Consider the following 14,864-nt stretch of genomic DNA (forward strand, 5'->3'; position numbering starts at 1 on the left):
GGGGGGGGGGGGGGGGGGGGGGGGGGGGGGGGCCGGGGGGGGGGGGGGGGGGGGGGGGGCCGGGCCGCGCGCCCCGCAGGGCGCAAGACGTTTTATCCTGAGAAGCGGTTTCTTTGCCGGCTTTCTTTCAAAAAAAGAAAGCCGTTATTGATAGGACGGGTTCGCGCCGTTCCACACGACCTTCCGGTAGTTCTCCGGGTCGGTGTCCCCCTCGGTGGAGAAGATCAGCACCTTCGAGTCCTTCCCGAGCCCGATCGCCTCGCGCAGCTCGCGGTAGGTGTTGTCCTCCATCAGCGCCGCCGCCAGACCCATGCCGACCGCGCCGCTCTCCCCCGAGATGACCTGCGGGTCGCCCTTGTAGGGGGCGCCGAGCATCCGCATCCCCTTGGCCGCGACCCAATCGGGGCAGGAGACGAAAAAGCTCGCGTGGTTGCGCAGGATCTCCCACGAGATCGTGTTCGGCTCGCCGCACGCGAGCCCCGCCATGATCGTCTGTAAATCGCCGCCCACGATGCGCGGCTTGCCGTCCGCCGCGACCGCGCCCTTATAGAGGCAGTCGGCGGCCTGCGCCTCCATGACGACCGTTGTCGGCGTGTTGTCCGGGAAGAGGTTTGCAAAGTAGCCCTGGACCGCGCCCGCCAGCGAGCCGACGCCCGCCTGGATAAAGATGTGGGTCGGACGGTCGACGCCCGCCTCGCGGAGCTGCTCGGCCGCCTCCGACGCCATCGTACCGTAGCCCTGCATGATCCACGCCGGAATCTTCTCGTAGCCCTCCCATGCGGTGTCCTGTACGACCACCCCGCGCGGGGTCGCGGCGGCTTCCGCCGCCGCCATGCGCACGCAGTCGTCATAGTTGACCTCTTCGATCGTCACCTGCGCGCCCTCTCTGGCGATGTTGTCGAAGCGGGTTTTGGTGCTCCCCTTCGGCATATGTACGACAGCCTTCTGCCCGAGCTTGTTGGCCGCCCACGCGACGCCCCGCCCGTGGTTGCCGTCGGTCGCGGTGAAGAAGGTCGCCTGCCCGAATTCCTCCCGCAGCTTTTGGGAGGTGAGGTAGTCGTAGGTCATCTCCGAAACGTCCCGGCCGAGCTCCCCGGCGATATAGCGCGCCATCGCGAACGACCCGCCCAGCACCTTGAAGGCGTTGAGGCCGAAGCGGTAGGACTCATCCTTGACGAAGAACCCGCCCAGCCCGAGCTGCGCCGCCATCCGGTCCAGCCGCGCCAGCGGCGTCACCGAATACTGCGGGAAGCTCTGGTGGAATCTGCGCGCCTTCGCCACATTCTCGAGCGCCATGACCGACAGCTCCCGGTCGTCCCCCTTCGGCATCCGGTTCGCCGCCCATTTGATCTGTTCCATGCTCTGCTCTCCTCCTGTTAAAACGGTCTTCCGGGGCAAGTATGACTTTTGTTCTTAACCCCATCATAGCACAGGAAAAAGGCAAGTCAATAGATTTTCTTAAAAAATTTTGTTTTACCTAAAAATTTTTTAGAATTTGTCGAAATTGACTATTGCTTTTCCACCATCGGCATGATAAACTTAGGGTGGATTTATAAAAGTATTACTTATTTTTCGGCATTCAGCGGAATTCGGATGGAGGACGGTACGATGGTTACAATGACGGTCAACGGCAGACAGGTGGTCTCCGAAAAGGACGAAAAGCTCCTCACCTTCCTGCGCGAGATGCTCGGGCTCACCTCGGTGAAAAACGGCTGCTCGGAGGGCGCCTGCGGCACCTGCATGATCCTGGTGGACGGCAAGGCCACCAAGGCCTGCGTGCTCAAGACCTCCAAATGCGCCGGCAAATCGATCGTCACCTGCGAGGGGCTCACCCCGCGCGAGCGGGACGTCTACGCCTACGCCTTCACCCACTGCGGCGCGGTCCAGTGCGGCTTCTGCACCCCCGGCATGGTCATGAGCGCCAAGGGCCTCCTCGACGCCGTGCCCGACCCGACCCGCGCGCAGGTCAAGGAGGCGCTCAAAAACAACATCTGCCGATGCACCGGCTACAAAAAGATCGAGGAGGCGGTGCTGCTGGCCGCGAAGCTCCTCCGTGAGGGTACTCCCGCCCCCGCCTGCACCTTCACCGGCAGGGTGGGCGAAAACCTGCCCCGCGTCGACGCGCCCGCCAAGACGGTGGGCGACGCGGAATATGTCGACGACATGCGCGTCGAAGGACTCTGCTTCGGCAGCGCCGTGCGCAGCGCCTATCCGCGCGCGCGGGTCCTCTCGATCGACGCGACCGAGGCGCGGGCGCTGCCCGGCGTCGTCGCCCTGCTCACCGCCGACGACCTGCCCGGGAACCCCAAGGTCGGCCATCTCAAGAAGGATTACGACGTGCTCATCCCCGTCGGCGGGATCACCCACTTCCTCGGGGACGCGGTCGCGCTCGTCGCGGCCGAGGACCGTGAGACGCTCGAACGGGCGAAGGCCCTCGTCAGGGTGGAATACGAGGAGCTGCCCGGCGTCTTCTCCCCCGCCGAGGCGATGGCCCCCGGCGCGCCGCTCGTACACGAGGAAACTCCCGGCAACCTGCTCGCCCACGAGCATCTGGTGCGCGGAAACGCCGACGAGGCGATCCGCCGCTCCAAATATGTGGTGACCACCCGCTACTCCACCCCGCCGACCGAGCACGCCTTCCTCGAGACCGAGACGGCGCTCGCGATGCCCGACGGGGACGGGGTCGTCATCTATTCGGCGGACCAGGGCATCTACCAGACCAAGAAGGAGTGCGCCGAGGCGACCGGCCTGCCGCCCGAAAAGGTGCGGGTCGTCGCCAGGATGGTGGGCGGCGGCTTCGGCGGCAAGGAGGACATGAGCGTCCAGCACCACGCCGCCCTGCTCGCGCTGGCGGCCAAACGCCCCGTCAAGGTCGCGCTGACCCGGAAGGAGAGCATCCTCATCCATCCCAAGCGGCACGCCTTTGAGATGGAGTTCACGACCGCCTGCGACGAAAACGGCTATCTCACCGCGATGAAGGCGACGCTTATTTCCGACACGGGCGCCTACGCCTCGCTGGGCGGGCCGGTGCTCCAGCGCGCCTGCACCCACGCGGCGGGCCCCTATAACTACCAGGACATCGAGATAGACGGCAAGGCCTACTACACCAATAATCCCCCCGCGGGCGCCTTCCGCGGCTTCGGCGTGACGCAGAGCTGCTTTGCCACCGAGTGCAACCTCAACCTGCTCGCCGAAAAAGTGGGCATCTCCCCGTGGGAGATCCGCTACCGCAACGCCATCCGGCCCGGGCAGGTGCTCCCCAACGGCCAGATTGCCGACGAGACGACCGCCGCCGTCGAGACGCTGATGGCCGTGAAGCCCTACTACGACGCGCACCCCAGGGCGGGCATCGCCTGCGCGATCAAGAACAGCGGCCTCGGCGTGGGCATCCCCGACACGGGGCGCTGCCGCCTGCTCATCAAGGACGGCCGGGTGCAGATCCACACCTCCGCCGCCTGCATCGGGCAGGGCATGGGCACCGTCGTCACCCAGATCGTCTGCGACGTGACCGGGCTCCCCCTCGAGCGGGTGGCCTATCAGACCCCCGACACCGCCCTCGCGCCCGACGCCGGCAACACGACCGCCTCCCGCCAGACCCTCTTCACCGGAGAGGCCGCGCGGCAGGCCGCGCTCCAACTGAAAGCCGCGCTCGCGGATTCCTCCCTCGGCGCGCTCGAGGGCCGGGAATTTTCCGCGGAATACCTCGGCGTGACCGATAAGCTGGGCTCCGACAAGCCCAACCCCGTCAGCCACGTCGCCTACGGCTACGCGACCCATCTCGTCGACCTCGACGAGAACGGCCGCATCCGCAAGGTGATCGCCGCGCACGACGTCGGCCAGGCGATCAACCCGGTGAGCGTCGAGGGGCAGATCGAGGGCGGCGTGGTCATGAGCCTCGGCTACGCGCTCACCGAGGACTACCCGCTCGACCACGGCAGGCCCACCGCCAAGTTCGGCACCCTCGGGCTCTTCAAGGCGACCGAGACCCCCGACATCGAGGCGGTCATCGTCGAGGGGCCCGCCAAATCCGAGCTCGCACGCGGCGCCAAGGGCATCGGCGAGATCGCTTCGATCCCAACCGCGCCCGCCGTCCAGCTGGCCTACTACAACTTCGACGGCAAATTCCGCACCCGGCTCCCGCTCGAGGATACCCCCTACAGCCGCAAAAAATAAAACGCGCCGCAGGGCGCGGGAAGGCCCCGCCCCGTCCGGCTCTGTCGGGCGGAAGCCGCCGCAGGCGGCTTTGCGAAACAATGAAGTTGTTTCGCGGGCGGGGCCGTGGTATACTGTCAGCAGAGAGGCCGGCAAAAACGCCGGCGGCAGAAGGAGGGCGCGATATGGGCGACGCGCGGAAACTGACGTGCATCTTCCTGGCCTCGGGCCGTTCGACGCGTTTTCGCGACAACAAGCTGCTCGCCGATTTCGGCGGCCGCCCGATGGCCGACGTGGTGCTCGGCAACTTCCCCGGCGAGCTGTTCCAGCAGGTGATCGTCGTCACCCGCTACCCGCAGGTGGCGGTGTCCGCCGCGCTGCTCGGCTATTCGGTGGTGGAAAACGACGACACGACGGGCGACATGGCGGTCACCATCCGCAAGGGGCTTGCGGCGGTCGACCCCGAAGCCGTCGGCTGCATGTTTTCGGTCTGTGACCAGCCGCTGCTCACCGCGCGGAGCATCGGGGCGCTGCGGGCGGAATTTCTGGCGCACCCCGGCTCGATCGCCGCGCTCGGCCACCGGGGCAAGCGCGGCAACCCGGTCTTTTTCCCGCGCGCCCTCTTTGGCGAGCTGGCGGCGCTGCCGCCGGGCAAATCGGGCGGCGCGGTGATCGACGCGCACCCGGAGCTGCTGCGCGTCGTCGAGGCAGCCAACCGCCGCGAGCTGCTCGACGTGGACTACCGAGGCGACCTCGATGCGATCGCAAAGATGGAACCGTAACGGATAAAAGAGGAGGAGGCCCCCGGCCGGGGGCCTCCTCCTCTTTTATGTGTCATCAATAGTATTCGCTCACACCGCGCGCGACAAAGGTTCCCAGCACCTCTTTGACCGGCTCGCCGTTTTCCGCCGCGAGCTCGCCGCGCAGGAAAACCGCCTTCGCGCGGCCCCGCGCCTCCATCCCCTCGTAGGGGGTGTAGTCGCAGTTTTGGTGCTGGGTCTTGGCGGAGATCGTCCAGCGGGCGGCGGGGTCCCACACCACGATGTCCGCGTCTCCGCCCACCGAGATCGCCCCCTTGCGCGGGTACATGCCGAAGAGCCGCGCCGTGTGCTCCGAAAGCAGCGCCGCCATCTGGTTTTCCGTCATCCGCCCGACGGCGACCCCCGCCGTATAGACCGCCGCGGGCCGGTGCTCAATGCCGGGCAGGCCGTTGGGGATTTTGCTGAAATCGTCCCGTCCCAAATCCTTCTGGCCCGCGAGGTTATAGCTGCAATGGTCGGTGGAGATCGAGTCGATCTCGCCGTTTCGGATCGCCTCCCACAGCGCCGCCTGGTCGTCGAGGCTTCTGAGCGGCGGCGAGCAGACATATTTCGCCCCCTCGAAGCCGGGCGCGTCATACCGGCTCCCGTCGAGGACGAGGTACTGCGGGCAGGTCTCGAGGTAGACCTTCTGTCCGCGCGCGCGGGCGCGCCGCGCCTCCTCGAGCCCCGCGCGGGTGCTCAGGTGGACGATGTGGACCGGCACCCCCGCCGCCCCGGCGATGTAGCAGTAGCGCGCGACCGCCTCCGCCTCGACATAGTCGGGCCGGGAGGGGGCGTGGTACCGCGGCCCGAGCTTTCCCGCCGCGCGGAGCTCGGCGACCTTCTCGTTGACGAGGTCGCCGTTTTCGCAGTGGGTCCCGATGATCCCGTGCGCCTGCCCGACCCTCTTCAGGATTTCGTAGAGCTCGGCGTCGGTGACGCGCAGGTTGTCGTAGGCGAGGTAGAGCTTGAAGGAGGTCACGCCCGCCTTCACCATCTCCCCGATCTCCTCTGCCACCGCAGGGTTCCAGTCGGTGATCGCCATGTGGAAGGCGTAGTCGCAGGAGGATTTTCCATCCGCCTTTTTGTGCCACGCCTCGAGCGCGCGGGCAAGGGTGCCCCCCTTGTCCTGCGTCGCGAAGTCGACGACCGTCGTCGTGCCGCCGCACACCGCCGCCAGCGTGCCGGTGGCGAAGTTGTCCGCCGTCGCCGTGACGCCGTTATCCATGTCGAGATGGGTGTGCGCGTCGATGAAGCCGGGAAAGACGAGGCAGCCCGCCGCGTCGTAGGTTTCGCACCCGTCGGCGGGCAGGCCCGGCCCGACGGCGGCGATCTTTCCATCCCGCACGAGGACGTCCGCCGCGAAGGTGCGTTCGGGCGTCACCACCCGGCCGTTTTGAATGAGCAGTGCCATATGAAAGCCTCCTGTTGAAAAGCGTTCAAGGGGCGGGGCCGCGCCCCGCCCCTCTTTGAGGGTCGTTTTTATGCCGTCGTGACCGTCTGGCGGCCGAAGAGGTAGCGGTAACCCTCCCACACCGCCGTGATCAGCTGGCGGATCTCGTCGGGAAGGCCGCAGCCCTCCTCGCCCACCGCGTAATCCGCGACCTGCCCATCGAGGCGCACGCGGTAGAGCTGGCGTTCGGCGTCAAGCAGTAGGAAGCCCTCGTTCCCGCTGTCCGCGAAGTCCGCCTCGCTCCAGAAGAGGGTGAACTTATCCCTGTAGGGAGCGCTGTCGTAGGGGCAGAAGGTCGCGCAGTTGCCGCACTCGTTGCACATGCCGTCGACGTGCACGATCTGGCGCATCCGCCGCCCGGGCACCCGGATGGCGAGGTTCGCGCGGTTGGGGCAGACGTCCGCGCAGCACTCGCAGACGGTGGCGCACTCGAGGCAGCGCTGGGACTCGGTGCAGGACGCGCAGTCGGTGCAGAGGGTCCCCTTCTTTGCGAGCGCGCGGCCGTAGTCGGGGCTCGCGTTGGTAGCGGTATAGGTTTCGACCGTGACGCCCGCGATCGCCTTCGCCGCCTTCGTCGCGTCGGCGATCGCCTCGACGACGGTGGCGGGCCCGCGGTTCGCGTCGCCCGCGACATAGACGTGGGGAACGCCCGTCTCGAGCGTGCCGGGGTCGACGACCGCGCGGCCGCGCGAATCCACCGCGACGCCACAGCGCTCATAGAGCGCGGTGTCCACCCGCTCGCCGACGGCCGCGATCACCGTGTCGGCCGGCACCTCCGCCGTCTCGCCGGTCGGGACGGGGCTGCGGCGGCCGGACGCGTCGGGCGCGCCAAGGACCATCTTTTCACATTTGAGCACGCCGTCCCGGACGCCGACCGGGGCGAGCAGCTCGCAGAACTCGACGCCGTCCGAAAGGGCGAGGGCGAGCTCCTCCTCGTCGGCGGGCATGTAACGGCGGCTGCGGCGGTAGACGAGCCGCACCTTCTTGACGCCCGGCGCGCGCACGGCGGCGCGGGCCGCGTCCATGGCGGTGTTGCCGCCGCCGATCACGACGACGTTCTCCCCGAGCGAAAGGCCGTCGGGATCGCTCTTGCACCGCTCGAGGAATTCAATGACATTCATCGCACCGCCGTATTCGAGCGGGAGCTTCCCCGGCTTCCACGCGCCGGTGGCGAGGATGACGTCGGTGTAACCCCGGTCCAGCAGCTCCTGCGCCGAGCCGATCTCCGCGCCGAGCTCGAACTGCGCGCCCACGGCGCGCGCGAGCGCGGCGTCCTTTTCGATGGCGGAGGTCGGGATGCGGAAGGCGGGGATGACGTGGCGCACGATGCCGCCGAGCTGCCGCTTGCGCTCGAAGACGGTGACGGGCACGCCCGCTCTGGCGAGGAAATAGGCCGCCGAGATTCCGGCCGGGCCGCCGCCCACGACCGCGACCTTTTTGCCCTTCGCGGGCGCGGCCGGGCGCAGCTCCTTCAGCAGCTCGTCATAGGCGTTTTGGGCCGCCTCGAGCTTGACCTCGCGGATGTGGACCGAATCCTCGTAGAAGTTGCGCGTGCACTTGTCCATGCAGCGGTGGGAGCAGATGGTGCCGGTGATGAAGGGCAGGGGGTTGCGCTCGGTGATGACCCGCAGCGCGTCGAGGTGCCTGCCCTCCCCCGCGAGGCGCAGGTAGGCGGGGATATCCTGCTCGATCGGGCAGCCGGCGCGGCAGGGCGCGGCGAAGCAGTCGACGAGCGGGACGTGTCTTTTCATCTTGCGGGAGGGCAGGGGTTTGATCGGCTTGCGGTAGTAGGGGTCGCCCATCGCGTCCTCCACATACTCGCTCACCTTTGCGGTGTTGACCCCCGCGAAGGGCTGGTCCCCGCAGCCGCGCAGCCGCTCGGCGATCTGGGTGAACCGCTGGTAGCCGCCCGGCTTTAAGAGGGTGGTGGCCATCGTGATCGGCCAGATGCCCGCCGCAAAGAGCTTTTCGACGTTGGTGATGTCCGCGCCGCCCGAATAGGAGATGCGCAGCTTTCCGTCAAACGCCTTGGAGAGCATCTTGGCCACCGAAACGGTCAGCGGGAAGAGGCTCCGCCCGGACATGTACATCTCATTGCCGGGCAATTCCCCCGCCGCGATGTCGACCGGGAAGGTGTTGGTCAGCTTGACGCCGAACGCCAGCCCCCGCCCGTCGGCGAGCGCCTGCAGCCGCCCGATCATCGGGACCGCGTCCTCGAACTGCAGGTCCTCCTTGAAGTGGTGGTCGTCGAAGGCGATATAGTCGAACCCGAGCGCGTCGAGCGTCTCGCGCGCGTACGCGTAGCCGAGCAGGGTCGGGTTGCACTTGATGAAGGTGTTGAGCCCCTTCTCGGTCAGCAGGTAGGTCGCGATCCGCTCGATCTCCTGCGGCGGGCAGCCGTGCAGGGTCGAGAGGGTGATCGAGGTGCACACCCTGGGGGAGATCTCTTCGACATAGCGGGCGTCGAGCTTTTGGAAGCGGCCGAGGTGCTCGAGCGCCCACGTCCGGCACTCCGCCCAGACGGGCGTGTTTTCCGCGTTTTTGAGCCCCTCGATGAAGGCGTCGATCTTGGGGGATTTGATCCCCTCGAGGTCGTAGCCGACGCTCATGTTGAAGATGAAGCCGTCCGGGCTGCCGAGCCCCCACTCGCGGGAGAGGAGCTTGAGCGCGAACCACGCCTTGACGTACTCGTCGTACGCCTCGGGCACCCGCAGCTCGGTCGACCACTCGACGTTGTAGCACTCGTCCTGCGCGTTGATGCAGGGCTTTGCGACCGGCAGGTCCTCGCCGTCGAGGGTCTGCACCGTCTTGAGCTCAAAGAACCGGCTGCCCGCCGCGTAGGCGGCGATCAGGTTCTGGGCGAGCTGGGTGTGCGGGCCGGCCGCGGGGCCGAAGGGGGCCTCCATCTGCTCGCCGAAAAGGGGCAGCCGCGGTTCGTCCTCCGCGTGGCGGACGAGCTTCGAGACGCCGAAGATGCTCCCGTAAGTCTGGTATTCCCCGATGATCCAGTCCATCAACTGGCCGAATGGGATCGGCCGCATGCGATCGCTCATAAAAGATTCCTCCTGTTATCCGGGTTTCCCCGCCCGGCTTGTTCTGCTCGTTTACCGCGCGTTGATGCGCGCCCACATCTTTTCCGCCTGCTCGCGGGACTTTGCCAGGACCTCCCGCTCGTCGATGCCGACGAGTTCCCGGTCCTTCATGCGCACCTTCCCGTCGATGACCGTCGTGACCGTCTGGCGGCCGCTCATGCCGAAGAGGGTGTGGCCGTTCACGTTGTCCGCCGAAAGCGGGGTGAGCGGGTCGTAGTCTGTGACGATGATGTCCGCCGCCGCGCCGGGCTCGAGGGCGCCGAGCTTCTTTTCAAAGAACCGCGCGCCGATCGCCGGGTTCCCCTCGAAGAGCATGTAGGGCACCTCCGACCAGGCCGCGGTCGGGTCGCAGAGGTTGTGCTTATGCAGGCAGTTGGCCGCCTTCATCGACTCGTACATGTCGTTGGTGTAGCCGTCGGTGCCGAGCCCCACGGTCAGCCCACGGTGGATCATCTCCATCGTCGGCGGGCAGCCCACCGCGTTGCCCATGTTGCTCTCGGGGTTATGTACCACCATGGTGTTCGTCTCCTTGAGAATGTCCATCTCGGTGCCGTTCACATGGATGCAGTGGCCGGTAATTGTCTTCTCCCCGAGGATGTCGTTGTCGAAGAGGCGGTTAATGACCCGTTTGCCGTATTTTTTGAGGGAGTCGTACACGTCGGTCATCCCCTCGGCCACATGGATGTGGAAGCCCGCGTCCGCGGGGGTGTTCTCCCGGCAGAGGGCGAGCGTCGCGTCCGAGAGGGTGAAGGAGGCGTGCAGGCCCATCATGCCCTTGACCATGTCGGTCTTGTCCTTTTTGCAAAAGGCGATGAAATCGGCGTTCTCCTTCACGGCCTGGCGCATCTTCTCCGCGCCGTCGCGGTCGGACACCTCGTAGCACAGGCAGGTGCGCACCCCCGTCTCCTTCGCCGCGTCCGCGATCGCAAAGAGGCTCCCCGGGATCTCGCCGTAGCTCGCGTGGTGGTCGAACACGGTCGTGACGCCGTTTTTGATGCAGTCGATATAGGTGGTCAGCGCGCTCATGCGGGTGTCCTCGAGGAGCAGGTTGCGGTCGATCGTCCACCACATGCCGTCGAGGATGTCGAGGAAGTTCTGCGGGTTGTAGCCGTTGATCGCGATGCCGCGCGAATAGGCGCTGTAGATGTGGTTGTGGGCGTTGATGAGCCCCGGAAGGATCATGCCGCCATGCGCGTCAATGAACTCCGCCCCGGGATAGCGTTTTTTCAGTTCCTCCGTCGTCCCGACCGCCGCGATCACATTCCCGTCGGCCGCCACGCAGCCGTTTTCGATCAGGCGGTTGTGCGCCCCGCGGGTGATCAGCCGTCCGTTTCCGATCAGTAACATGTTTTTTCCTCCTTCATCATGCGGTACGCTTGTGGAAAAGCGCATAACAGCCAAAAAAGGCGTCCATCCTGTGGATGAACACCCTTCCCCGTCCGGCCCCGCAGGCATGCCGCGCATGGGACCTCCCCGGTGGGGTGATCATCCAGCCCGTGCGCGAAGCACTCCGTTGCAGCCACGAATCCGATAAACTTGTCGCTTTGTACAAAAGAATTTATTGGAATTGTACAGAATTTTCCGTCCTTCGTCTTTGGTTTTAGTTTACCATGAACGGGCCCAAAATGCAATAGTTCCTGCGCGTTTTCTCAAAAAAAATTTTTAGCCTGCAAAGTTTTTGTTGCAAATTGCCGGGAACGTGCTATGATGGAATCAGACCAATTTCGACAAAGGAGCTACCGCCATGCTGAACGCCACCACGCTGGCCTTCCTGCGCCAGCTCGCCCGGGGGATCGCCGAGCAGTTCGGGCCGAACTGTGAAGTCGTCGTGCACGACCTTTCGGACAACAGCGTCGACCACACCGTCGTCGCGATCGAAAACGGGCACGTCACCCACCGCAAGCTTGGCGACGGCCCCTCCCACATCGTGCTCGAAGCGCTGCACGGCGACCGCAGCGCCCTCCGCGACCAGATCGGCTACCTCACCAAGACGAAGGACGGCCGCATCCTCAAGTCGAGCACCATCTACATCCGCGACGAGAACGGCGACGCGGTGGGCATCTTTTCGATCAATTTCGACATCACCGGCCTGCTCATGGTGGAGAGTGCCCTTAAGCCCATCGTCTCCACCGCCGCGCCCGAAAAGGAGCCCGAGCGCATCTCCCAGAACGTCAACGAGCTGCTCGACGAGCTGATCTCCCAGAGCGTCCGCCTCGTCGGCAAGCCGGTCGCCCTCATGACCAAGGACGACAAGGTCAAGGCCATCCAGTTTTTGAACGACACCGGCGCCTTCCTCATCACCAAGAGCGGCGACAAGGTGTCGAAGTACTTCGGCATCTCCAAGTACACCCTCTACAGCTACATCGACGCGAAGGCGTAGCCCCCCGCGCGAAACAGAGGCCCGCTCCTGTGGAGCGGGCCTCTGTCTATTTCTTGATCATATTCAGGTAGCGGTAGATCGTCGGGACCGACACGCCGAGGCTTTCCGCCACGCAGCCGATCGCGCCTTTGACGAGGAAGGTCCCCAGGTCGCTGAGTCCCTCGATCACCTCGAGCTTCTCCTTCTGGCTCATGCGCCCCACCTGCTCCTCGTACCCCGGGCAGACCCGGTGCAGGTTCGCCTGCACCAGCTCGCGCACGTTCATGTTGAAGCTCTCGGTGATCGGCAGGTTGGCCCGCAGTCCCAGCTCCCCGATCAGCGCCCCCAGCTTGTCGTGCGCCTCGAGCAGCTCGTGGTAGTCGGTGTTGATGCAGAGCAGCCCCACCAGCTTGCCCGTCTCGTCCTTGATGAAAAAGGTGGACGATTTGAGCCGGTGCCCGTTTTTCACGATTCCCTGGTAGTTGGCCATATGGGACTGCTGCTCGAACGCCGCCGACTTGAGCACGTTGAGGGTCAGGTCGGTCACGGGCGAGCCGATCTGGCGGCCGCTGATATGCCCGTTGCGGATCGCGACCACCGACTCGTGCCAGTCGGTCAGGTCGTGCAGCACGACCTCCGTGTTCTCCCCCATGCAGTCGGCCAGAAAGTCGACCAGCGGCAGATATGCGGTGAGAGTCTTGTTCAAAGGCATCCGCTCCTTTTGAAAACCGTTATTTACCCGCTGCCCGGTCCTTGGGCAGGATGAGGTTCAGCAGAATGGCGATCAGCGTGGAAATGACCACCGAAGAGCCGCCGAATACGGTTCCGACCCACTCGGGGAAGCCCGCGAGGCTTCCGGACACCTGCGTCACGCCCACGCCGAGCGCGACCGCGATGCCGACGATGCTGACATTGCGGGGGGTGAGCCCGGCGGAGGAGATCATGCGGATGCCGGTCATCGTAATCGTGGCGAAGACCGAGATGGTCGCGCCGCCGATGACGCACTGCGGGATGGTGGTGAGCAGGGCGGAGAACTTGGGGACGAAGCCGGCGATCAGCAGCACGACGGCGGCGAAGCCGAAGACGACCCGGTTGACAACCCGGTTGACGGTGACGATACCCACGTTCTGGCTGTAGGACGCGGTGGGCAGGCCGCCGAAGAAGGCGCCCACGACACTCGCGGCGCCCTGGCAGACGATGCCGCCAGAAAGCTCCCTGTCGGTCGGCTCGCGGTCGAGTCCGCCCAGCGTGGTCGAGGTGAGGTCCCCGATCGTCTGGACCGAGTTGACGATGTACATGACCGCCATCGACACGCAGGCCGCCGGGACGAATTTGATCCCGAACTTGAAGGGCACGGGCACCGCGACGATCCCCGCGGCTCCCACCGAGGAGAAGTCGACCATGCCGAAGCAGAGCGCCACGAGATAGCCCACGATGATCCCCATCAGGATGGACGCCAGCTTGGTGACGCCCTTGGTGAAGTTGTTGCAGAAGATGACGACCGCCAGCGTGATGACGGCGACCAGCCAGTTCTGCCAGGAACCGAAGTCGGCGGCGCCCGCGCCGCCCGCCATGTATTTGACGGCGGTCGGATAGAGGGAGAGGCCGATCGTAAAGATCACCGTGCCGGTGACCATGGGCGGAAAGAAGACCCGCAACTGCTTGACGAAAATGCCGAAGAGGATCGCGACGCAGCCGCCCACGATCTGCGCGCCCAGGATGACGCCGAGGTCGTGGTAGCCGTTGGCGAGCGCGAGCAGCGTCGGGACATAGGCGAAGCTGACGCCCATGACGACCGGCAGCTTCGCGCCGACGCGCCACAGCCCGAACACCTGCACGAGCGTCGCGATGGCCGTAATGAGCAGCGACACCTGGATGAGCAGCGTCTTGTCCGCCACCTCCAGCCCCACGGCGTTGGAGACGAGGATTGCGGGGGTGATGACGCCGACGATCGCGGCGACCACATGCTGCAGGCCGAGCGGGACGACCTGTTTCATCGGCGGCACGCCGGACATCTCGAATACGGAACCTGCGGGAGCTTTCATTTCATTCATCACAACACGCCCTAACAAATATTTTTTTGTGCTAATATTTTTTTGTCTTCCCGCTATCCACTATAACGCAAAACGCGGGCGGTTGCAATCATTTTATCGGATGTTGATAAAAAAATATCAACGTCGATTTTGGGTACTTTCTCTATAAGTCATACTAATGCGGCGTCTTTATTTGACGGCGACCGCTTCGATCTCAAACGCCGCGCCCTTGGGCAGCGCCGCGACCTGCACGCAGGAGCGCGCCGGGGCCTCTCCCGTGAAGTACTGCGCGTAAATCGCGTTGATCGCCGCGAAATCCCCCATGTCCGAGAGGAAAACCGTCGTCTTGGTGACATCCTGAAAGTCCATTCCCGCCGTCTCGAGCACCGCCCTGAGGTTTTCCAGCGCCTGCTTCGCCTGCGCTTCCACCCCGGCCGCAAGCTCTCCGCTCACCGGGTCGAGCCCCAGCTGTCCGGAGGTGTAGAGGGTGTTGCCCGCCAGTACGGCATGGGAATAGGGTCCTACCGCCGCGGGCGCGTTCTTTGCAGAAATCATTTTGTTCATATTGACTGCCTCCTATGGTTGGTTGTTGCCTTTATTATACCAGACCCCGCCGCAAAATGATAGTTTTTTATTATCATTTTTCAGAAATTTAACAAAATTTTCTTACCCCTGGGGACTCCGGGGGACTTTGAAAAGTCCCCCGGACCCCGAAACGTTCGATACAGGTGATCCTCCGCCCACAACCATCCGCCGCCGTCCGTGAGGAGGGATGAAAAAGCCGTGCGGGAACGGCGAAACATCCCCCGGACCACGAAACGTTTGATGCAGGTGATCCTCCGCCCACAACCATCCGCCGCCCATGGAAAGGGACGGCAATTTTCGCCGCGTCTCCCCGTCGGAGTCCCGAGGAAACGCGGGAGGGGGGGGGGGGGGGGGGGGGGGGGGGGGGGGGGGGGGGGGGGGGGGGGGGGG

At 65.2% G+C, this 14,864-nt stretch carries 10 protein-coding genes; 3 read left to right on the forward strand and 7 right to left on the reverse strand.

Translation table 11 applies throughout. The features are described 5' to 3' along the window. Positions 1-144: 144 nt before the first annotated feature. Positions 145-1,359, reverse strand: a complete 1,215-nt coding sequence (gene dpaL, locus NE609_RS15055; RefSeq protein ID WP_256152969.1) for a diaminopropionate ammonia-lyase — start codon at positions 1,357-1,359, stop codon at positions 145-147. A gap of 249 nt (positions 1,360-1,608) precedes the next feature. On the opposite strand from dpaL, the gene xdh reads away from it, so the two are divergent. Together xdh and NE609_RS15065 are read left to right on the forward strand one after the other, a co-directional pair. Next, positions 1,609-4,173 carry a selenium-dependent xanthine dehydrogenase gene (gene xdh, locus NE609_RS15060; protein ID WP_256152970.1) on the forward strand — a complete coding sequence of 855 codons (2,565 nt, stop codon included), beginning with the start codon at positions 1,609-1,611 and terminating at the stop codon, positions 4,171-4,173. 164 nt (positions 4,174-4,337) lie between these two features. Further along, complete coding sequence (locus NE609_RS15065; RefSeq protein WP_256152971.1) at positions 4,338-4,934, forward strand: NTP transferase domain-containing protein; 597 nt, start codon at positions 4,338-4,340, stop codon at positions 4,932-4,934. 55 nt (positions 4,935-4,989) lie between these two features. Here NE609_RS15065 and hydA read toward each other — a convergent pair whose 3' ends face one another. The 3 genes from hydA to ssnA form a co-directional block, all read right to left on the reverse strand. Further along, positions 4,990-6,366, reverse strand: a complete 1,377-nt coding sequence (hydA, locus tag NE609_RS15070; protein WP_256152972.1) for a dihydropyrimidinase — start codon at positions 6,364-6,366, stop codon at positions 4,990-4,992. A 68-nt stretch (positions 6,367-6,434) separates the two neighbouring features. After that, positions 6,435-9,458 (reverse strand): putative selenate reductase subunit YgfK, encoded by a 3,024-nt coding sequence (ygfK, locus tag NE609_RS15075; RefSeq protein ID WP_256152973.1) that lies wholly within the window; start codon positions 9,456-9,458, stop codon positions 6,435-6,437. Between the two features lie 51 nt (positions 9,459-9,509). Further along, positions 9,510-10,844: a putative aminohydrolase SsnA gene (gene ssnA / locus NE609_RS15080; RefSeq protein ID WP_256152974.1), complete on the reverse strand. Its 1,335-nt coding sequence runs from the start codon at positions 10,842-10,844 to the stop codon at positions 9,510-9,512. Between the two features lie 397 nt (positions 10,845-11,241). Here ssnA and NE609_RS15085 point away from each other — a divergent pair, with 397 nt between their 5' ends. Continuing rightward, positions 11,242-11,877 carry a transcriptional regulator gene (locus NE609_RS15085; RefSeq protein WP_121586383.1) on the forward strand — a complete coding sequence of 212 codons (636 nt, stop codon included), beginning with the start codon at positions 11,242-11,244 and terminating at the stop codon, positions 11,875-11,877. 46 nt (positions 11,878-11,923) lie between these two features. Here NE609_RS15085 and NE609_RS15090 read toward each other — a convergent pair whose 3' ends face one another. The 3 genes from NE609_RS15090 to NE609_RS15100 form a co-directional block, all read right to left on the reverse strand. Then, positions 11,924-12,568 carry a transcriptional regulator gene (locus tag NE609_RS15090; protein ID WP_242970860.1) on the reverse strand — a complete coding sequence of 215 codons (645 nt, stop codon included), beginning with the start codon at positions 12,566-12,568 and terminating at the stop codon, positions 11,924-11,926. Between the two features lie 19 nt (positions 12,569-12,587). Continuing rightward, positions 12,588-13,910 (reverse strand): uracil-xanthine permease family protein, encoded by a 1,323-nt coding sequence (locus NE609_RS15095; RefSeq protein WP_256152975.1) that lies wholly within the window; start codon positions 13,908-13,910, stop codon positions 12,588-12,590. Positions 13,911-14,078: 168 nt separating this feature from the next. Further along, complete coding sequence (locus NE609_RS15100; protein WP_101551832.1) at positions 14,079-14,453, reverse strand: RidA family protein; 375 nt, start codon at positions 14,451-14,453, stop codon at positions 14,079-14,081. Between the last annotated feature and the right edge of the window lie 411 nt (positions 14,454-14,864).

Origin of the sequence: Anaerotruncus sp. DFI.9.16 (assembly GCF_024461615.1) — a bacterium.
GTDB lineage: Bacteria > Bacillota > Clostridia > Oscillospirales > Ruminococcaceae > Anaerotruncus > Anaerotruncus massiliensis.